This window comes from Desulfovibrio biadhensis (assembly GCF_055388615.1).
Genome location: NZ_AP042477.1, coordinates 1593474 through 1613733, shown reverse-complemented (window position 1 = coordinate 1613733; position 20260 = coordinate 1593474). Strand labels below are relative to the sequence as shown.

At 57.0% G+C, this 20260-nt stretch carries 16 protein-coding genes; all 16 read left to right on the top strand.

What is annotated here, in order from left to right:
* The first annotated feature begins 78 nt into the window (after positions 1 to 78).
* Positions 79 to 2343: a vitamin B12-dependent ribonucleotide reductase gene (locus ACZ5EH_RS07060; protein ID WP_464277420.1), complete on the top strand. Its 2265-nt coding sequence runs from the start codon at positions 79 to 81 to the stop codon at positions 2341 to 2343.
* A 297-nt stretch (positions 2344 to 2640) separates the two neighbouring features.
* The gene (locus tag ACZ5EH_RS07055) at positions 2641 to 3468 is read left to right on the top strand and encodes a phosphate ABC transporter substrate-binding protein (RefSeq protein WP_464277419.1); all 828 of its coding nucleotides are present in this window, start codon (positions 2641 to 2643) and stop codon (positions 3466 to 3468) included.
* Between the two features lie 51 nt (positions 3469 to 3519).
* Positions 3520 to 4392, top strand: coding sequence for a PstC family ABC transporter permease (locus tag ACZ5EH_RS07050; protein WP_464277418.1), 873 nt, complete (start codon positions 3520 to 3522; stop codon positions 4390 to 4392).
* Positions 4389 to 5267, top strand: a complete 879-nt coding sequence (locus ACZ5EH_RS07045) for a PstA family ABC transporter permease (RefSeq protein WP_464277417.1) — start codon at positions 4389 to 4391, stop codon at positions 5265 to 5267. Before ACZ5EH_RS07050 ends, ACZ5EH_RS07045 begins: the two co-directional genes overlap by 4 nt.
* Positions 5264 to 6016: a phosphate ABC transporter ATP-binding protein gene (locus ACZ5EH_RS07040; RefSeq protein WP_464277416.1), complete on the top strand. Its 753-nt coding sequence runs from the start codon at positions 5264 to 5266 to the stop codon at positions 6014 to 6016. Before ACZ5EH_RS07045 ends, ACZ5EH_RS07040 begins: the two co-directional genes overlap by 4 nt.
* Before the next feature lie 333 nt (positions 6017 to 6349).
* On the top strand, positions 6350 to 7009 hold the full coding sequence (locus ACZ5EH_RS07035; RefSeq protein WP_464278274.1) for a cell division ATP-binding protein FtsE: 660 nt from the start codon (positions 6350 to 6352) through the stop codon (positions 7007 to 7009).
* 43 nt (positions 7010 to 7052) lie between these two features.
* Complete coding sequence (locus tag ACZ5EH_RS07030) at positions 7053 to 7940, top strand: cell division protein FtsX (RefSeq protein ID WP_464277415.1); 888 nt, start codon at positions 7053 to 7055, stop codon at positions 7938 to 7940.
* Between the two features lie 64 nt (positions 7941 to 8004).
* The gene (gene ilvD / locus ACZ5EH_RS07025; protein WP_464277414.1) at positions 8005 to 9669 is read left to right on the top strand and encodes a dihydroxy-acid dehydratase; all 1665 of its coding nucleotides are present in this window, start codon (positions 8005 to 8007) and stop codon (positions 9667 to 9669) included.
* A 145-nt stretch (positions 9670 to 9814) separates the two neighbouring features.
* Positions 9815 to 10594, top strand: coding sequence for a class I SAM-dependent methyltransferase (locus tag ACZ5EH_RS07020; protein WP_464277413.1), 780 nt, complete (start codon positions 9815 to 9817; stop codon positions 10592 to 10594).
* A 233-nt stretch (positions 10595 to 10827) separates the two neighbouring features.
* Complete coding sequence (hisS, locus tag ACZ5EH_RS07015; RefSeq protein ID WP_464277412.1) at positions 10828 to 12090, top strand: histidine--tRNA ligase; 1263 nt, start codon at positions 10828 to 10830, stop codon at positions 12088 to 12090.
* A gap of 5 nt (positions 12091 to 12095) precedes the next feature.
* Complete coding sequence (gene aspS, locus ACZ5EH_RS07010; RefSeq protein WP_464277411.1) at positions 12096 to 13943, top strand: aspartate--tRNA ligase; 1848 nt, start codon at positions 12096 to 12098, stop codon at positions 13941 to 13943.
* 219 nt (positions 13944 to 14162) lie between these two features.
* The gene (def, locus tag ACZ5EH_RS07005) at positions 14163 to 14678 is read left to right on the top strand and encodes a peptide deformylase (protein ID WP_464277410.1); all 516 of its coding nucleotides are present in this window, start codon (positions 14163 to 14165) and stop codon (positions 14676 to 14678) included.
* The gene (gene fmt / locus ACZ5EH_RS07000) at positions 14648 to 15661 is read left to right on the top strand and encodes a methionyl-tRNA formyltransferase (RefSeq protein ID WP_464277409.1); all 1014 of its coding nucleotides are present in this window, start codon (positions 14648 to 14650) and stop codon (positions 15659 to 15661) included. The genes def and fmt overlap by 31 nt, the downstream gene beginning before the upstream one ends.
* A gap of 56 nt (positions 15662 to 15717) precedes the next feature.
* The gene (locus ACZ5EH_RS06995) at positions 15718 to 16581 is read left to right on the top strand and encodes a DUF116 domain-containing protein (protein WP_464278273.1); all 864 of its coding nucleotides are present in this window, start codon (positions 15718 to 15720) and stop codon (positions 16579 to 16581) included.
* A 13-nt stretch (positions 16582 to 16594) separates the two neighbouring features.
* A complete protein-coding gene (locus ACZ5EH_RS06990) occupies positions 16595 to 17938 on the top strand; it encodes an RsmB/NOP family class I SAM-dependent RNA methyltransferase (protein ID WP_464277408.1) in 1344 nt (447 codons plus the stop codon).
* A gap of 323 nt (positions 17939 to 18261) precedes the next feature.
* The gene (locus ACZ5EH_RS06985) at positions 18262 to 20241 is read left to right on the top strand and encodes a methyl-accepting chemotaxis protein (protein WP_464277407.1); all 1980 of its coding nucleotides are present in this window, start codon (positions 18262 to 18264) and stop codon (positions 20239 to 20241) included.
* Positions 20242 to 20260 lie beyond the last annotated feature (19 nt).

Here is a 20260-nt window from a genome sequence, read left to right as displayed (position 1 = left end):
TCACCCTCCTGCCCGCAACGGGCAGAGTTGCTGTTGCGTCGTAGTAAAAACAATAAATAAAAATTCTAGCGAGAAGACATGCAGACCGCACAAGCCGACGACATCATTGCAATACCCCCTATTCCCGAAGACCTGCTCGACGTGCACATTTCTGAAAATGCCGAAACAGTCCTTACCAAGCGCTACCTGCGCAAAGGGCTGAACGGCGAAATCACCGAGGGTGTACGGGAATTATTCTGGCGGGTGGCCTGGAGCATCGCCAGCGAAGAAGCAAAATATGAAAAGTCGCCCTACAAGGTCGATGAGCTGGCGCGGCAGTTCTATGACCTGATGACCAATTTCCGTTTTCTGCCAAACTCCCCCACGCTGATGAACGCCGGCACCAAGCTGGGGCAGCTTGCCGCCTGCTTCGTACTGCCGGTGGGCGACTCCATCGAAGAAATTTTCGACGCCGTCAAATACGCTGCCTTGATCCACAAATCCGGCGGCGGCACGGGCTTTTCCTTCTCGCGCCTGCGCCCCAAAGAAAGCCGTGTCGGATCAACCGGCGGCGTTGCCTCGGGGCCGCTTTCCTTTTTGCGCATTTTCAACACAGCCACGGAGCAGATCAAGCAAGGGGGCACCCGTCGGGGGGCCAACATGGGCATCCTGCGCATTGACCACCCCGACATCATGGAGTTCATCACCGCCAAGGAGCGCGAAGGCGAACTGAACAACTTCAACCTTTCCGTTGGATTGACCGAAGCCTTTATGAAGGCGGTGGAAAACGACGAAAAGTACGACCTGGTCACCCCCCATTCCGGCAAGACGGTAGCCCAACTCGAAGCCAAAAAGGTATTTGAGTTGCTGGTGCGCAAGGCATGGGAAAGCGGCGATCCGGGCATTGTCTTTCTGGACCGTATCAACAAGGACAACCCCACCCCCGAACTGGGCGAAATCGAAAGCACCAACCCCTGCGGTGAGCAGCCCCTGCTGCCCTACGAGGCGTGCAACCTGGGCTCGCTCAATGTCAGCGCCTTTTACGACGCCGCCAAAAAGGATGTAGACTGGGACGCCTTTAAGGATGCCATCCACCTCAGCGTACGCTTTCTGGACAACGTCATAGACGCCTCTCGCTATCCTTTGGAGAGCATTGACGAAATGGTGCGTACCAACCGCAAGATCGGCCTTGGACTCATGGGCTGGGCCGACCTGCTTTTCCAGTTGCGTATCCCCTATGACAGCGTTGAGGCCCTCAATCTTGGCGAAAAGCTCATGGCCTTCATCCAGAGCGAGAGCAAAAGCGCCTCCAAAACGCTGGCAGCCGAGCGTGGGCCTTTTCCCGCCTATGACGGCTCCGTGTTCGGCAAGCGCAATCTGGGCCCCTATCGCAACGCCACCACCACGACAATCGCGCCTACGGGAACGCTATCCATCATTGCGGGCTGTTCCTCGGGCATCGAACCCTTGTTCGCCCTCTCCTTTGCGCGCCACGTTATGGATGGCGCCAAGCTGGTGGAAGTAAACCGCCACTTTGAGGACGCCCTGAAAGAAGCCGAAAGCCACAGCCAGGCGCTGATGGATGACGTAGCCAAGAAAGGTCGTATCCAGCACATGGATTACCTGCCTGACTGGCTGCGCAGGGTGTTTGTCACGGCCATGGACATAGAAGCCGAATGGCACCTGAAAATGCAGGCCGCTTTCCAGCACCATACTGACAATGCCGTTTCCAAAACCGTAAACCTGGCCAACGAAGCCACCCAGGAAGACATTCACCACATCTACTGGCTGGCCTACGAACTGGGGTGCAAGGGTGTAACCGTCTACCGCGACGGGTGCAAAAGCATCCAGGTGCTCTGCACGGGAGACAGCGACCAGGAAAACGCCGCCGAGCCGCAACAGAAAGGCTCCCGCGTTGTGCGCGAACGGCCCGACGTGACGTTCGGTTTCACTCACAAGATTAATACCGGCCTGGGCGTGTTGTACCTTACCGTCAATGAAGTTGACGGCCGCCCCTTTGAGGTGTTCGCCACCATCGGCAAATCCGGTCGCTCCATCACGGCCAAGGCCGAGGCCATCGGCCGCCTGGTATCTCTGGCATTGCGCTCCGGCATCGAGGTCAACAAGATCGTCAGCCAGCTCAAAGGCATTGGCGGCGAGCACCCCGTGTTCCAGAAAAAGCTCCTGCTTTCCATCCCGGACGCCATCGCATGGGTTCTCGAACGACGCTACATGCAGGGGGAAGCGCCTGTTTCTTCCGATCCGTCCCTGAATGGCGCAGCCTGCCCTGATTGCGGCGCCGACCTGGTCTTTGAAGAAGGGTGCCATTGCTGCAAGGCATGCGGCTTCACCAAGTGTGGCTAAAAATCTACAACAGTCTGGAACAATATGTTGATCCAGGCAGTGGCGTAAGCATTTCTCAGTTCTTTCAGCTCAGGATGCTCTAAGCCTCAGATGAACAACAACGCGCACGCAAAAGGCGGCTTCCATAGCGGGAGCCGCCTTTTTTATTTTTTCATATCAGTTTTTTCAATCCTTACCAGCCTCAGCAATCAGCAGCCTCAATTTGCAACAATACTGCGACTTTTTTATGAATTATATTGCAAATATTGCTTTGGCAGACGTTATTATCTCCCACCTACAGCTTCAAGGAAGACGGATATGAAAAAGATTTTTTCCGTTCTCGGATTTGTGTTTTTCGCCATGCTTCTGAGCACCGCCGCCCTTGCTTCTGGACTGGACGCTTTCACCGGCAAAAGCGGCGATATCGCCATTGCCGGCGGCACAGCCCACATCCCCGTCATGGAGGCAGCAGCCAAACAGATCATGACCGCCAACCCAGACATCCGTATCACCGTTGCAGGGGGCGGTTCCGGTGTGGGAATCCAAAAAGTCGGCGAAGGCCTGGTGGACATAGGCAACTCCGGCCGCAAAGCCAGTGACGATGAAATCGCCAAATACGGACTGGAACTCTTTCCCTTTGCCGTAGACGGCGTGGCGACCGTGGTACATGCTGAAAATCCTGTCGCCTCCCTGACCAAAGAACAAATCAAAAAAATCTTTTCGGGTGAAATCAGCAACTGGAAAGAAGTTGGTGGAGCTGACGCCGCCATTACCCTCTATACCCGCGATGAAGCCAGCGGCACCAGGTCGGTTTACTGGAAGAAGCTCCTTGATAAGGGTGACATCGCCGTGTCCGCTAATGTCGTCCCTTCAAACGGCGCCATGAAATCAGCCATTTCCCGTGACCCGGCCGGTATCGGCTATGTCAGCATCGGCCATCTGGATGAAACTGTGAAGGCTCCCACACTGGACGGTGTGGAAGTAAATCAGCAGTCAGCCAAGGATGGAGCCTACCCGGTGGTGCGTAAGCTCTACATGAATACCAAGGGGCAGCCAGAAGGCATCGTAAAGGCGTTTGTGGACTACATTATGGGGCCTGACGCAGTAGAAATCATCAAAGCAGCCGGCTACATACCGCTGCATTAGCAGATATGTGACCCCGGTGTGCCGCCTACGCCGGGGTCTTTCATACACACCATGCCCTCTTCAATAGCCAAGCCCCGCCACAGGCTCGCCACAGGCGCCATTCATTTGGCAGCCGGCATCTCGGCCTCAGTTGTGCTGGCCATTTTTCTGTTTCTGGCGTTTTTTTGCCTGCCCCTTTTCCAAGACAACGCTTTGGCCCAACTTATGACATGGGACTGGCGCCCTTTTCAGGGGCACTTCGGCATTTTGCCCATGGTCACCGTTTCACTGGCATTGTCTTTTTCTTCCATGTTGCTGGCCTTTCCATTGGGTGTGGGCATTTGCTGTTTCGTACACGGCATGGGCCCCCCAAAACTGGCGCGCCTGGTGCTGCGTGTGGTGAAACTGATGACCAGCGTGCCCACCGTGGTTTACGGTTTCATCGCTGTGTTCGTGCTGGTGCCGTTGCTGCGCTCCACTTTCCACCATGGCAGCGGCTTTTCTCTATTGGCCGCCATGTTGAGTCTGGCCGTGCTGGTTTTGCCCACTGTCGTGCTTTTGCTGCACAGCCAGTTTCAGGTGGCCGAACCACAGGTTCGCCTTACCGCGGCCGCTTTGGGAATGACCCGAGCCCAAGCTCTTATCCACCTGGTCATGCCCATGTCGCGCAAAGGTTTTCTCACTGCCGCCATTCTCGGCACAGGGCGCGCTTTTGGCGACACCATGCTGCCACTCATGCTGGCCGGCAACGCCCCCCAGGTTCCAGGCTCCGTTTTCGACTCTGTCCGTGCACTCACGGCGCACATCGCCCTGGTCATGGCCACGGATAGCCACAGTCTGGCTTATCTCTCTTTGTTTGCCGCAGGTATGATCCTTTTTCTCATTACGGCTCTTGTGAACCTGGGTTTGCGCTGGATCCAAAAATCAGGGGAAGCACGATCATGAGAAAGAGTGCTTTCTGGTTTATGGCATTTTGCTGGTGCAGCGCCCTCATCCCAGTAGCCATCATGCTTTTTCTGCTGATTTTTTTATTTTGGCAGAGCAGCCCTGCCCTGAACCTGCAACTCTTTTTCGGCGACACGCCCCCCCTGGAGGCGCTTTTCCACTTCGCCCCTGTGTGGGACGGCATCTGGCCTGCTTGCGTCGGAACACTGGGAGTCATCCTGCTGGCAGGTGGCACCGCCATCCCTCTGGGCATACTGTGCGGCATATATCTCAGTGAATACGCCCGTCATCCAATAAAAGGGGGGCTCGCCTTCAGTGTGGACCTGTTGGCCGGCATTCCTTCCATTCTCATGGGACTTTTCGGCTTTGCACTCATTCTTTTTCTACGCAGCACCTTTGCCCCGGACACGCGCACCTGCCTCCTTCTTTCCGGGGTTTGTATGGGCCTTTTAATCCTGCCCTATATGATCAACGCCACCGCCACCACCATGGAAGGGCTTCCCGTTTCTCTGCGGTTACTTGGACCCAGTTTGGGGTTCACCAAGGTACAGGCCATCCGCCATGTGCTGCTCCCTTCTGCAAGCAGAGGCATTATGAGTGGCGTTGTGCTGGCCATAGGGCGTGCTGCGGAAGACACCGCCGTAATCATGCTGACAGGGGTGGTGGCCAACGCAGGCTTGCCGCGGGGAGTACTGGACAAGTACGAGGCTCTACCCTTTTTCATCTTTACGACAGCAGCCGAGTACCGTGACCCTAGTGAGCTGCAACGTGGATTCGGGGCGGCGCTCATTCTGCTGTTGCTCACCACGGGGTTGTTCATCGCAGCAAATGCATTGCAACAAGCCATGGAACGGCGCTGGAGGACAAAAAGGTGATCCCCATCCACATCCGCAACCTTTCTGTCACGTTCAATGGCGCACATGCCTGCAGGAATGTAGACCTGGACATCAATGCCGGGAAAATCACCCTGATTATCGGGCGCTCCGGTTCAGGCAAAACAACCTTGCTTCGAGCCATCAACCGGCTCAATGAAATTTTTCCTGACTGTCGCACATCGGGGGGCATTTCTTTGCAGTTGGCGGATGGAAATCTCGATGTGTATGCGCCATCCACTGACGTGGAAGCGCTTCGCCGTCGCGTGGGAATGGTATTCCAGTCACCCAACGTATTGCCGGTTTCCATCGCCCGCAACCTGCTCATGCCCTTACGCCTGTTGACCGACATAACGGATGATGCAGCACGACACCGCATGGAAAAAGCTCTGCAGCAGGTAGGCCTGTGGCGCGAAGTGAAAGAGCGCCTGGACAAGCCGGCGGACATTCTTTCCGGGGGACAGCAGCAACGCCTGTGTCTGGCCCGTGCTCTCGCGCTTGAGCCGGATGTATTGCTCCTCGACGAACCCACCGCCTCTGTAGACTACCGCTCCGCTTCCATCATAGAGGAATTGTTGTTGGAGCTGGTGAACCAGTTGCCTCTTGTAATTGTGTCTCACAGTCTGAGACAGACCCGCGCCCTGGCTGGCAACATAGCATTGATGCGAGATGGCAAACTGGCGGGAACCTGGCGCGACGACCAGCCAGACGCCGACACATCCCTGGAGCAAATGCTGGCTGACGTTTTCTAATCTGCCTTCAAACTTGCAACAATACGAACATTCTCAGGAAGAAGCGCATTCAGCCCAGCGGTACCCCCCGTCAGAAATGGATGCCCTGTCACCACGGTAAAGGAAGTCCGCCTGCCCCCGACATATTCTTTAAGAAATAACAGAATGTTACTTCACATCGCACCCTTCCATAAGTGATCATACCCATCCCCCTCTTTCACCTAAGCAGCAGCCACGGCTTGCTCTCCGGCCCTGGGAAAGGTATGTCACGTTCAGTCCTTGAAACAGTATCCGGAAGCTTGCGCGCCGTTTATATTTTTCAGTCGGAAGCACTCCTTGGGAGCGTACATGTCCATCCTCGAGCTCGATCGCCTTTCGTATAACTTCGGCCAGAACTGGGCCCTGAAGGACGTGAGCTATACCCTCGAGCAGGGGGAGTTCATGTTTCTCACCGGCCCTTCAGGCGCCGGAAAAACCACATTGCTGCGCGTGCTGTACGGCGCGCTTCCCGTACTCAGGGGGCAGGCCAGGGTCTGTGGCCTGGACCTGCGCAAGACAACGGGCTTTCGCCTGCCAATCTTACGCCGGCAACTGGGTGTGGTTTTTCAAGATTTCAAGATTCTGCGAGAGCGCAGCGTCTACGATAACGTGGCCCTGGCCCTGGAGGTCCGCGGTATGGCGCGGCAACAGATCGATCGCCGCGTGCGGGCCGTGCTGCGCAGTCTGAACATTGAAAAAAGGGGCGAGGCGCTCTGCTCCACGCTTTCAGGCGGCGAGCAGCAGCGGGTAGCCATTGCCCGGGCCATTGTGGTCAATCCGCGTATTTTGCTGGCAGATGAGCCCTCGGGGAATCTGGACCCAAAACTTTCCTTGCGGCTCATAGAAATTTTCAAGCATTTCAACGCCCACGGCACCACCGTCATTCTGGCCACGCACAGCCCGGACCTGCTCAGAAGCATGCCCGGGGCGCGCATACTCCACCTGGAAAACGGCAGCGTGGCGCGGGCGCATTGACCACCCCCCGCCATGCCGGGTAACGAATGAGCAGGGAGCGATCATGCGCGTTTTCATCCGACTCATCATCCGCGGTTTCAAAGACCTGACCCTGAACCCCTGGGCCCAGGCGCTCACCTTTGCCGCAGTAACCCTCGTTGCTTTTCTCGGGGGGCTTTTTCTGTTGTTCCTGCACAACCTGGACGCAGAGTTGCAGCGCGTGCACGGCGATGTGGTTTACCAGGTATATTGGCGCACGGACGCGCCCCTGCCGGAAGTGCAGCAGCAGTGGCAAAAATTGAACGGCATGGAATACCTGACCGATGTGGAAACCTACACGCCGGAACAGGCTTTGAACGCCCTTTCCCAAAAACTGGGCAAGGACATGGAGCTGGGCTTCATGCGCAACCAGAACCTGCTGCCTGCCACGGCGCTTTTGTCCTTCACCCCTCCGGAGGGAATGGGCGAGGCCTGGCGGGAGCAGACCCGTAAGATGCTTCTGGGGCTGCCAGGGGTGGAAGAAGTCCACGTCAACACCCTGGGCTCGGACATAGCCGGCTCCTGGGCCAGCGCCAGCCGCCGTTTTGTGTGGCCCCTGGTCGCCTTTCTCACCCTGGTGCTTGCGCTGGTGGTGGGCAATACCATCAAGCTTTCGCTGCTCTCCCGCAAGGAAGAGATCGAAATACTCAAACTGGTGGGCGCGCGTGACTGGTACATACGCCTGCCACTCATAATCGGGGGCGCTGTTCACGGTCTGGTGGGCAGCTTGCTGGCCTTGACCATGCTCAAGATTGTGCAGGCCTCTTTTGCCGATTATCTGAACGTGCCCCCTTTGATGCTGCACATTCGCTTTCTTCCATTTGGACAATCCACGCTGCTGGTGCTGGTGCTGACCTGCGTGGCTCTTGCCAGCAGCCTGGCGGCGGTACGCGCCGAGCGCAACGCCATCTGAACACGCAACCGCTACACCACGACATCGGGCCATGGGCACCCGAAATCATAACGAGAGGTTTTTCATGCGCAGTAAAAAAATGACACACGGACTGGAAAAGGCGCCGCACCGTTCACTGCTGTACGCCCTGGGGCTGACACGAGAAGAGATGGCTCGCCCCTTGATTGGTGTGGTCAACAGCTTCAACGAGGTGGTGCCGGGTCACGTACATCTGCGGACCATTGCGGATGCGGTCAAGGCCGGTGTCCGCGCAGCAGGCGGCACACCCATGGAATTTCCGGTCATCGGTGTTTGCGATGGGCTGGCAATGAACCATGAAGGCATGCGTTATTCCCTTCCCAGCCGCGAAATCATTGCTGATTCCATCGAAATCATGGCCACGGCCCACCCCTTTGACGCCATGGTATTCATTCCCAACTGCGACAAGGTCGTGCCCGGCATGCTCATGGCCATGCTCAGGCTGAATGTGCCCGCCATCATCGTCAGCGGCGGTCCCATGCTGGCTGGCAACTGGCAGGGCAAGTCCTCCGACCTGATCACGGTCTTTGAGGGTGTCGGCCGCGTTAAACGTGGCGACATGAGCGAAGAGGAACTGGAAGACATGGCGACTTCGGCCTGCCCTGGGTGCGGCTCCTGTTCCGGCATGTTCACGGCCAACTCCATGAACTGCCTGAGCGAAGCCATCGGCCTTGGTCTGCCCGGCAACGGCACTATCCCGGCCCCCACTGCGGCGCGTATGCGCCTGGCCAAGACCGCGGGCATGCGCGTCATGAGTCTTTTGGAAAAGAACATCACCCCTCGCGACATAGTGACCCCGGCCAGCGTGAAAAACGCAGTGGCCGTGGACATGGCCCTCGGGTGCTCCACCAATACGGTGCTGCACCTGCCCGCAGTATTCGGCGAAGCCGGCCTGGAGCTGGGGCTCGACATTTTTGACGAAGTCAGCAAGCGCACCCCCAACCTGTGCAAGCTTTCTCCGGCAGGGCCGAACCACATTGAAGACCTGCACGCCGCCGGCGGTATTCCCGCCGTGATGCGCTCCCTGGCTGACGCCGGCATGCTTGACCTTTCGGTCAAGACCGCCACCGGCATGACCCTGGGCGAAAACCTGAATTCCCTGAACGCCGCTGTGCGCAACCCGGAAGTCATCCGCCCCTTGGACAAGCCATACGCCAAGGAAGGCGGCATCGCCATTCTGCGCGGCTCCCTGGCGCCTGGAGGCGCTGTGGTCAAACAGAGTGCGGTTGCGCCAGAAATGATGCAGCGCAAAGGCCCCGCCCGGGTCTTTGATTCCGAGGAAGACGCCGTCACCGCCATTCTCGGGGGCAAGATCAAGGACGGCGACGTGATCATCATTCGCTATGAAGGTCCCAAAGGCGGCCCCGGCATGCGCGAGATGCTCACCCCCACTTCGGCCATCATGGGCATGGGCCTTGGAGAATCCGTGGCTCTCATCACGGACGGTCGCTTCTCGGGCGGCTCCCGTGGGGCTGCCATCGGCCACGTCTCCCCAGAAGCCGCCGAGGGGGGAGCCATTGGACTGGTGCAGGAAGGCGACACCATCGCCATCGACATCCCCAACCGCAGTCTTGAACTCGATGTTCCGGCCGAAGAACTGGAAAAGCGCAAGCAGAACTTTACGCCGACCGTAAAGGTGCCCTCTTCGCCTTTCCTCAAAAGATACGCCAGAATGGTTTCATCTGCAGCGGAAGGCGCTGTTTGGAAATAGGCAGCGTTCGTTTTGATACACCCCGCCCCCCTGCAAGCACACCGCGTTGATTCAGGGGGGCGGTTGATGAGCGTGTACGCCAAGGGCTGACATGCTCCAGCCTCCGGCGCGATCACCGGAGAGCAACCACAGAGAGGCACGCCGCATGCCCGATGCATTATGGGGCGAACGCACCGCCGAACGCTATGAGAAGTGGTTCGCAACCCGGGCCGGAGCTTTTGCCCTGGCCTGTGAAAAACGGCTTCTCAACCGGCTCATGTCAGGGTGGCCCCGCAGGGGGCAGACCTTGCTCGAAGTCGGATGTGGCACCGGCGTCTTTCTCGACAGCTTCTGGGAAGCCGGCTTCGACATAACAGGCCTGGACAGCTCCCAGCCGATGCTGCAGGCAGCGTGCAAACGGCTTGGCAACAAGGCCGAACTGCGCCTGGGCAATGCATGCGCGTTGCCTTTTGACGACCGCGAATTCGACTTTGTGGCTGTGCTCACGGTGCTCGAATTTCTCGATGACCCCATGGAGGCGCTCAAGGAAGCCCGCAGGGTGGCGCGCAAAGGTCTGCTGGTGGCGTTTCTCAACAAGTATTCATTGTACTACCTGCAGACTGGAATGAATTATCCGCGCCCGTTCAAATCGAAAAACAATACCATGCGCAGCGCGCACTGGTTTTCTCCACTGGAAATGCGCAAAATGCTTTCCCAGGCCGCGCCGGGCAAACGCCTGAGCATGTATTCCGTACTGCCCGGTCCTGTCCTGAGCTGGCGCGCACAACCGCCCTTTTCCTGGGTGAACCGCGTGGTCACGCCCTTCTGGTTCGGCGGCTACTGCGGGGCCAAGGTCAATCTGCTCGAAGACAAACCCATGACCTCCATCCCATTGTTCAGCAAGAGCAGCGTCTCCACCGGAGGGCCGGCAGGAGCCGCCTTTTGACAAGCGCTCGCTGATGGTCTAACGAGAGGCGTTTTCCCCGCTTTCACCGTTGAAAATGGGCAAAGAGCGTCGGCCATGTTTACATATTTTTTTCTTGCCGACACTCTATCCCTAAAATATTGCTTATTCTTCCTGTAGATAAACAGTCTTTGGAAAGGGGGTCCCGGGGAAGAACCTTTCTGCGGAAAGGTTGCCTCTGGAAGACATAATCCTCTTAAATGGTTTTAACTATCATGAGTTCTTACACAAAAATTAAAGGGTTTGCGGACCAGTACGGCGACGACGCCGCCGCGCTGCAACGTATGGAATCCACGGCCAGAAGCGTTTTTGCCCGGTTCGGTTATCAGGAACTGCGCACGCCCGTGCTTGAAAAGACCGAGCTCTTCTGCCGCTCCATCGGCGATGAAACCGACGTGGTGCAAAAGGAAATGTATACATTTCCGGACCGCAAAGGGCGCTCGCTCACACTGCGCCCCGAAGCCACCGCCGGTGTCATGCGCGCTTACATCGAAAACAAGCTCTATACCCAGGAGCAGGTAAGCAAGCTCTTTACCATCGGCCCCATGTTCCGGTACGAGCGCCCGCAAAAGGGAAGGCTCCGGCAATTCCACCAGGTTAATGCGGAATGTCTTGGCCCGCAGGAGCCCGCCGCCGATGCGGAAGTGGTGCAGATGCTGATGACCTTTTTCCGCGAACTGGGCATTGAGAATCTGCGGGTGGAGCTGAACACCCTGGGGTGTCGCGAATGCCGCCCAAAGTATCATCAGGCGCTGACCGCCTTTTTCGAAAGCCTGGACCAGAGCAAGCTGTGCGAGGACTGCCGGCGCAGGGTTTCCACCAACCCTTTGCGTGTGCTGGACTGCAAGGTGCCGGCATGCAAGGAGCTGGTGGCGGACGCCCCGATCATCGCCGACCACAACTGCCCCGAGTGCAGCGCCCATTTCAGCGCGGTGCGTGAGCTTTTGGACGATGCCGCCATGCCCTATACCCTGAATCCCAGGCTCGTGCGCGGGCTCGACTACTACAACCGCACCACATTCGAGGTTGTTTCAGAAAATATCGGCGCCCAGTCCTCTGTGGCGGGGGGCGGCCGGTACGACGGGCTCATCAAGGAATTGGGCGGTCCCGAGACGGCGGGCATAGGCTTCGCCATCGGCATGGAGCGGCTGATGCCCCTGGTGCCCCTGGACACTACGCCCCGGCTGGACTTCTACCTGGCAGTGCTGGACCAACAGGCAATGCCCGCGGCGGCCAAATTGACCTTTGCCTTGCGCACCCTTGGGCTGCGCGGCGAGATGTCCTTTGCCGCCAAAAGCATGAAAAGCCAGATGCGCCAGGCCGACAAGAGCGGTACGCCTTTTTGCCTGATTTTGGGGCAGACAGAGCTCGATGACGGCACGATACAAATCAAGGAAATGACACGCGGCGAACAGACCGCCCTGCCCCTGGACGATCCCCAGGCAATTTTCGACCATATCAAGAAACACGAGGCATAAACGCCATGGCTGAGCATCCAGACATCCAGAAGGAACACCAGAAGCACATCGACTCTTTGCACGGGTGGGTGCGTACACATTCATGCTGCGACCTGAGCGCCAAGGACAACGACGCAGAGGTCTGCCTCATGGGGTGGGTCCAGTTTCGCCGCGACCACGGCGGCCTGATTTTCATCGACCTGCGTGACCGCAAGGGTCTTACCCAGGTTGTTTTCAGCCCGGAGGAAGACAGCGACGCCCATGAGCGCGCCCACATCCTGCGCACCGAATATGTGCTGGCCATCAAGGGCCGGGTGCGCCCGCGGCCTGAAGGCATGCTCAATTCCAAACTGCCCACGGGCGAAATCGAGGTGGTTGTCACGGACTGGAAGCTGTTGAACACGTCCAAAACCCCGCCTTTCCACATCGAAGACCGTGTGGACGTGAGCGAAAACCTGCGGCTCGAATACCGTTACCTGGACCTGCGGCGTTCCCGCATGGCAAAGAACCTGGAGATCCGGCACAAGGCATCCCAGGCTGCGCGCAACTTTCTGAGCGAGCAGGATTTTCTGGAAATCGAGACACCTTTTCTGACCAAGAGCACGCCTGAAGGCGCCCGTGACTTTCTGGTGCCCAGCCGCGTCAACCTGGGGCAGTTTTTCGCCTTGCCCCAATCGCCGCAGCTTTTCAAACAAATGCTCATGGTGTCCGGCCTGGATCGCTACTTCCAGCTGGTCCGCTGTTTCCGTGACGAAGACCTGCGCGCCGATCGCCAGCCAGAGTTCACACAGATCGACATGGAAATGAGCTTTGTGGACGAAGAACAGGTCATGGCTGTTGCAGAAGGCTTGCTGGCCAGAATCTTCAAGGACGCTCTGGGGCGCGAAATCACCACGCCGTTCCCGCGCATGCACTACGACGAAGCCATGGAAAAATACGGGGTGGACCGTCCCGATACGCGTTTTGCACTGCACCTGAAGGACGTAACCCAGGTTGTGTGCAACTCCGAATTCCGCGTTTTCGCCAAGGCGGAGCTGGTGAAAGGGCTGCGTGTGCCCGGCGGTGGGGAACTGACCCGCAAGGAAATCGACGATTACACCGAGTTTGTAAAAATATACGGTGCTCAGGGCCTGGCCTGGATCAAGGTCAAGGAAAACGAATGGCAGTCGCCCTTTGCCAAATTCCTGAGCCAGGAAGAACGTGACGGCCTGGCCAAGGAACTCGGCCTCGAAGTCGGCGACATCGTGTTCTTTCAGGCCGGCGCGCCGGAAATGGTCAACAGCGCCCTTGGCAACCTGCGCCTCAAACTGGGCGAACGTTTCGGCCTTATCGACCATGACGCCTTCAACTTTCTCTGGATCACTGACTTTCCGCTTTTTGAGTGGGATCCGGATGCCAAACGCTGGATGGCCAAGCACCACCCCTTCACTTCACCCCAGGTGGGACACTTCGACCTGCTCAAGGAAAAGCCTGCCGATGCCCGCGCAAGGGCCTACGACGTGGTGCTCAACGGCACCGAGATCGGCGGCGGTTCCATCCGTATCCATACCCGTGAAGACCAGATGCGCATGTTCGAGGCCCTTGGGCTCAGCGAGGGCGAAGCCCGCTACAAGTTCGAGTTTCTGTTGCAGGCACTGGAATATGGCGCCCCGCCCCATGGCGGCATCGCCTTTGGCATGGATCGTCTGACCATGTTCCTCACGGGTACGGAATCCATCCGCGACGTAATCGCCTTCCCGAAGACGCAAAAGGCCACTTGCATGATGACCGAAGCTCCGGACTTTGTTTCCAATGAGCAATTGCGTGAACTGGGTATACGCCTGCGTGAAAACGTAAAAAAGGAAGCCCAGGCCGAGCAGGACAAGGATAAATAGCAAGCGCCGGATCCGGCTTTGCATTTCCATTCGCAATGGTTATTATTGAAAATACAAGATGCGCAGCATCTTGCAGGTTTGAGCAACAATAACGGCGGCGTCGCTGCAACAGCCAGGCGGCGCATGCTGTAAGGGCGGCATATTTGCAAATACACCGCCTTGCATTACCTTGTCTTCGTGGAGGAGAGTCTGCTGAAGACAAAGAAGGATTCGTACCTCATGACAATGGAAATACTGGAATATCCAGATAAGCGCCTGCGCGACCGCAGCCGTGAGATATGCGAGTTCACCCCGGAGCTGAAAGAATTGGCCGAAAACATGGCCCACACCATGTATGAGACCAACGGCATCGGGCTGGCAGCTCCCCAGGTGGGCGAATTCGTTCGCCTGGTGGTGATAGACGTCACCGGGCCCGAAGAACGCACAGGGTTGATGCATCTTGTAAACCCGCGCATTGTCACGGCAGAAGGCGAAACCGAGAGCGAAGAAGGCTGCCTGAGCGTCCCGAACATCCGCACCCTGGTAAAGCGTGCGGAAAAAGTTCAGGTTACTGCCCAGGACCTCGAGGGCAAGGAATGCGTCATTGATGCCGACGGGCTTTTGGCGATATGCCTGCAGCACGAGATCGACCACCTCGAGGGCGAGCTCATTGTGGATCACATGAGCCGGCTCAAACGCTCCATGTACGACAAGAAAGTCAAGAAATGGCAGAAGCAGCGCAGCGAAAAAGATTAAGAATCGTCTTTATGGGCACCCCGGCCTTTGCCGCCACCATCCTGGAAACGCTCATGCGTTGGGAAGGGGGCGAGGTCGTGGGCGTTTTCACGCAGCCTGACAGACCGGCAGGGCGCGGCCGCAAGCTCAGACCCTCGCAGGTCAAACAGCTTGCCCAGGCAAGGCGTTTGCCCGTGTTTCAGCCTGAGAAGCTCAAGTCGCCGGAAGACCAGGCGCTTGTGGCGGATCTGCAACCCGATGTGGCCGTTGTGGCCGCTTACGGACTGATTCTGCCCCAGGCGGTGTTGGACATCCCCAGACTTGGGTGCGTAAATGTTCACGCCTCCCTGCTGCCCAAGCACAGGGGCGCCGCACCTATCCAACGCTCCATACTGGCGGGTGACGTGACCACCGGCATTACCATCATGCAGATGGAAGCCGGGCTGGACACCGGTCCCATGCTTTCTCAGCGCGCATTGGGCATAGGGCTGGAAGATTCCGCCGCAACCCTGCACGACCAACTGGCCGACATGGGGGGCAAGCTCCTGGTGGAAACCCTGGAAGCCCTCGAAGCCGGCGTCGTGAAACCCATCCTCCAGGATGACGCCAAAGCCAGCTACGCTGCCAAGCTGCAAAAAGACGAAGGGTTTGTGACTGGCGAGGCCGGCGTGCTGGAGGTACACAACAGGGTGCGCGCCATGTATCCCTGGCCAGGGGCGTTCATGCGCTGGCAGCCTGAAACGTCACCAGACGGCTCCCATGAAGGGGAGCCGATGAAGGTCGGCCTTGCTCCTGGAGAAATAGGCCCACCCATTGACGCCATAGAGGGAGTTACTCCCGAGCCGGGGCAGCTCATCTACCTTTGTGACCATGGCCTGGCGCTGGCGTGCACCGATAGGTATTACCTGCTTTCGCAATTGACGCCGGAAAACAAGAAACCCATGGACGCTCGCTCCTTTTATAACGGCTATATGAACCGCGCAGCCTGTCAAAGTCGGGAATAGCGACAGCCAAACAAGGACCACACGTGGGAACCCTGCACTCATCGCACGACTCGCGCATGGCGCCCGCTCCGCCTACGCCGGGCGACACCAATCCCTACACCACGCGCAAACGCCTGTTTATCGGCCTTATTCTGGCCACTTCAGCGCTTGTCTGCATTGGCTTGGTGCTACTCTGGGTTATTCCTTACGTTGGCCTGCGGAACATTAACCCCTGGGCGCCAGCCGTGGCCGGTGTTGTTTTTTCCATCCTTGTGCTGCTGGTGGTCTGGACCTGCGCGGCCCTGGTGCTGAACATTCTTCTGGGGCGCCCTATCCTTTTTTCCAAGCGGTTGCGTGGGCTAACCATCAAATTATTCCTACCTCTCATGACCTTGCTGGGGCGCCTTGCCGGCATCCCAAAAGAAATGGTGCGCAACTCTTTCATCAAGGTAAACAACGAGATGGTGCGCAGCGAAGCCAAGCGCTACAAGGCCGAGCAAGTGCTGCTGCTCATGCCCCATTGCCTGCAGAACAGCCACTGCGACATGCGTTTGACCTACGACATCATGAACTGCAAACGCTGTGGCAAGTGCCCCATCAAAGGGTTGATAGAGCTTTCCGAGAAATACGGCGTGCACCTGGCCATTGCCACCGGCGGCACCATTGCCCGCCGCATTGTGGTGCAGACGCGCCCCCGCATTATTCTGGCGGTGGCCTGCGAACGCGACCTGGCCAGTGGTATTCAGGATACCTACCCTATCCCTGTTTTTGGTGTTCTTAACGAGCGCCCCCATGGACCTTGCCTGGACACCCTGGTCAACCTCGACCGCTTGGAACAGGCGCTGCGCCTCTTTTTGGATCCGGAGGACGTGAATTTATCCGACGCCAACGCAGCCATGTCCAAAAAGGGGCGTAAAAACGCCGCCGCCATCTCCAGGTAAGACGCGGACCATCATGCCGCGCCCTCGTCCTGCCAAAATAAAACCCGACGCCCGCTCTCTTGCGCAAGCCTGTCTGGAGTCTGTGCTTTTGCAGGGCGCGCCTGTTCAATACGCCCTGGATGCCGCCATCCGGGAAAGCAAGACCTCCGCACGTGATGTGGGGCTGGCGACCGAACTTGTATACGGTTATTTGCGGCTCAAGGCGCGGCACGACCACACCGTGGCTTTGCACCTGAGCAAGCCGGGCAAACTGCCCCCTGGCTTACGTATATTATTGGGGCACTGCGCCCATGCCCTGGCCGAACTGGACAGGGTGCCGGCGTACGCCACAGTGGATTGGGGCGTGCAAACCGCCAAAAAGCGCTTTGGCCCTGGCCTTGGCAAGCTGACAAACGCTGTGCTGCGCAAAATAGCAACCATTGGCGCAGATGCGCGTACCCAGGAGTTCCATCGCGTAAAGGGCGACAATGAAACCCGCTTTCTGGCGCGCTATTACAGTTGCCCTGAATGGATAGTTGACCTTTGGCGCACTTCCTACGGCGCTGAAACCGCTTTGCACTATTTACTGGCGCAGGCCAGCGCCCCCCCCGTTGGCATTCGGCTGAACAAAACACACTCCGGGTATGCCTCCATGACTGCCCACATGGCAGCGGCGGAAAAAGTGCTTGTATCCAGCCCGCCAGGCTACGCGCTTTCTGACAGCGCTGCGCTGCCTGATCTGGCTGCGCAGGAAAAGGATGGCGCGCTTTCGCGTCAGAGCCTTGCCTCGCTGCAGGCTTTACAGGCCCTTGGCCTGCAGGAATGGGAAGCACCTCTCTGGGACGCCTGTTGCGGCCACGGGGGCAAAACCTGCGCCATTCTGGAAGAACATGGCAACGACTTCGACGTCTGGGCGTCCGATCCGGACAAGGGGCGCTTGCGGGGTCTTGCGCGGCAACTCAAACGTCTGGGTCTGCCACACATTCCGCTTTTTCTGGCTGATGCAAGCCGCCCTCCTGTTGGTGGGGAGCCTGGGAGCGCCCTTTCGCTTACTCGTCCCAAGACCATTCTGATAGATGCGCCCTGCAGCGGTCTGGGGGTGCTTTCCCGCAGGCCTGACGCCAAGTGGCGGCGCACGCCACAGGATGTGGCCAAGCTCGACGCGTTGCAGTCGCAGATTCTGAATGCTGCTGTTTCCCTTCTCCCAACCGGGGGGCGTCTGGTCTACGTTACCTGCACCCTGCACCCCAAAGAAAATGAACAGCAAATAGCGGCGCTCACCGAGCAGCACCCCTCCTTGCGCTTGGAACATGAATGGTGCACACAAAGTGACAGCCCATTGTACGAGTTCTTTTTCGGCGCAACATTCACGTTGTAAGCGTTAAAGCAACACTTCCTTTTTCCTGTCCTTCTGTTTTCCTTGCATTCTTTTTTTCGTGCGCCCTGTTTATAGCCGCATGCATTTCCTGCCATTCGATACTTAGTTCTCAACACCCTCTCCAAAAAACATTCTGCTAGAATTACCGTCCCCTGAGAGCGAACAAATATTCCCCTTCAAGATTATAATCCCAGAGATATTTACACAAAACGTTTTTTATGTATTTTATGATCTGCCTTGTGAAGTATGGACAACCATTCATCAAGGCTTTTTTAAGGCAGATATCATACAGTACACAGCAGATCACACTATAGGAGTTTGGCATGACTCTGAAAAAGAAATTATACCTCCTTGGGGCCATCGCCCTTTTATCGCTCATGGCCGTTCAGGCAATGGGATATTGGGGCTCGCAGCAGTTTGCCAAAGCCTTCAAGGCGGAAGCTGAAGGATTCATGTCTGAAACCTCCTTGCTCAAAGCACGTAAGGAAGAAAAAAATTTTCTTACAACGCGCAATATGGAGCACGTAGAACTGGTAAAAGACTACATAGAGAAAACAAAAGAGCACCTGCTCAGATTGACGGAACTGGATCCTGAGTTTACTGCCATCGTAAAAGACAGTCTTACCATTCTGGAAGACTACAGAAACAATTTTTTTGATGTTGTAAATACCATGCAGACACTTGGCCTTTCCCCTGAGCAAGGTTTGGAAGGAGAACTTCGCACCCAAATCCACAATGTGGAGAGTGTCATAAAGAAGCTGGACAACGACACGCTCATGACCGACATGCTCATGCTCAGACGTCGTGAAAAAGACTTCATTATGCGTGGAGACATTTCATATTTGGACAAGTTCAACGCCGACATGCAATCAATGCAGGCAAAAGTTACAGCTTCAGAAGAGCTGTCTTCAACTCAAAAAGATGAAATACAAACCTTACTGGTCAACTATGCAACCGCCTTTACAAGTTACGTCAACAAATCATTGGAAATTGAGCTAAAGAACCAGGAGTTCACTGCTGCGATCAACAAGCTTGAACCGCTTTTGGATGAGATAGTAGAGACCATCCTGCTCAAGACAGAAAAAAATGCTGCCCGCATGGAAAGAATCATGCTCGTCATAGAGTTAGCGGCGGCATTATTGCTCGTCATCGGTATCGTGGTGACCATCAGGTCCATAACCCACAGTGTAACAACGTTGGGCGACTGCTCCAAAGAAGTCGCAAAAGGTAATTATGACGCATGTTCAAATGTCTCTCTGTCCGGCGAACTTGAGGAATTGCGCCTGGATATCGTGGAGATGGTGCAAAGTATCAAAACCAGTCTGGAACATGCCGAAACAAAAACTCGCGAAGCGAGCGAACAGGCGGAGCAGGCACAACAAGCCACGATACAGGCAAACGAAGACAAAAAACGCGTAGCCGGTTTGCTGGACAAAATGAGTGGCGTAGCAAGCAAGGCCGCCCAGATATCAGATAATCTCGCAACTTCCGCCGAACAGCTTTCAGCCCAGGCCTCGCAAATCACAAGTGGCGCGCAGTATCAGCAGCAACGTGTCAGTGAAACAGCCACTGCCATGGAAGAAATGAACGCAACCGTGATGGAGGTTGCTCAGAGCGCTTCATTTGCCGCGACAGGCGCCGACAAGGCCAAGGATCTGGCCAATAAGGGCACCAGAACGGTCGAAGAAGCCATGGCAGCATCAAACGTGGTTTCAGAGCAGGCGCTGGGCCTGCAGAAAAGTCTGTCTGAACTTGGCTCTCAGGCGGAAAGCATCGGCAACATCATGGGCGTGATCACCGACATTGCCGACCAGACCAACCTGCTGGCGCTGAACGCCGCCATAGAAGCAGCCCGCGCCGGGGAGGCGGGACGCGGCTTTGCCGTTGTTGCCGACGAAGTACGCAAACTGGCGGAAAAAACCATGCAGGCAACACAGGAAGTACACCAGGCCATCACCACCATCCAAAACAGCACCAGGGCCAATATGGCGGCCATGGACAGTGTCACGAACGCAGTGGAGAACAACGCCTCCTTAACCAGCGCTGCGGGCGACTCGCTACGGGAAATCGCAGACACGATTCTCGACACGGCAGATCAGGTGCGCTCCATAGCAACTGCCTCGGAAGAACAGTCCGCGGCCAGCGATGAAATCAGCTCCGCAACGGAAGAAATCAATCGCATATCAGCCGAAACCACTGATGGCATTACCAATTCCTCCGAAGCCATCCAGAATGTGGCCGCCCTGGCCAGTGAGTTGCAGGAACTGATCCGGGAGCTGGACATGGCGCAGCAAGACGCATGACGCCTGGGGGTATCAGACA

Bases quoted from the DNA above. Each gene is read 5' to 3' on its own strand.
- ACZ5EH_RS07060 (WP_464277420.1), top strand. From the start codon at position 79: ATGCAGACCGCACAAGCCGACGACATCATTGCAATACCCCCTATTCCC.
- ACZ5EH_RS07055 (WP_464277419.1), top strand. From the start codon at position 2,641: ATGAAAAAGATTTTTTCCGTTCTCGGATTTGTGTTTTTCGCCATGCTT.
- ACZ5EH_RS07050 (WP_464277418.1), top strand. From the start codon at position 3,520: ATGCCCTCTTCAATAGCCAAGCCCCGCCACAGGCTCGCCACAGGCGCC.
- ACZ5EH_RS07045 (WP_464277417.1), top strand. From the start codon at position 4,389: ATGAGAAAGAGTGCTTTCTGGTTTATGGCATTTTGCTGGTGCAGCGCC.
- ACZ5EH_RS07030 (WP_464277415.1), top strand. From the start codon at position 7,053: ATGCGCGTTTTCATCCGACTCATCATCCGCGGTTTCAAAGACCTGACC.
- ilvD (WP_464277414.1), top strand. From the start codon at position 8,005: ATGCGCAGTAAAAAAATGACACACGGACTGGAAAAGGCGCCGCACCGT.
- ACZ5EH_RS07020 (WP_464277413.1), top strand. From the start codon at position 9,815: ATGCCCGATGCATTATGGGGCGAACGCACCGCCGAACGCTATGAGAAG.
- hisS (WP_464277412.1), top strand. From the start codon at position 10,828: ATGAGTTCTTACACAAAAATTAAAGGGTTTGCGGACCAGTACGGCGAC.
- aspS (WP_464277411.1), top strand. From the start codon at position 12,096: ATGGCTGAGCATCCAGACATCCAGAAGGAACACCAGAAGCACATCGAC.
- def (WP_464277410.1), top strand. From the start codon at position 14,163: ATGACAATGGAAATACTGGAATATCCAGATAAGCGCCTGCGCGACCGC.
- fmt (WP_464277409.1), top strand. From the start codon at position 14,648: ATGGCAGAAGCAGCGCAGCGAAAAAGATTAAGAATCGTCTTTATGGGC.
- ACZ5EH_RS06995 (WP_464278273.1), top strand. From the start codon at position 15,718: ATGGCGCCCGCTCCGCCTACGCCGGGCGACACCAATCCCTACACCACG.
- ACZ5EH_RS06990 (WP_464277408.1), top strand. From the start codon at position 16,595: ATGCCGCGCCCTCGTCCTGCCAAAATAAAACCCGACGCCCGCTCTCTT.
- ACZ5EH_RS06985 (WP_464277407.1), top strand. From the start codon at position 18,262: ATGACTCTGAAAAAGAAATTATACCTCCTTGGGGCCATCGCCCTTTTA.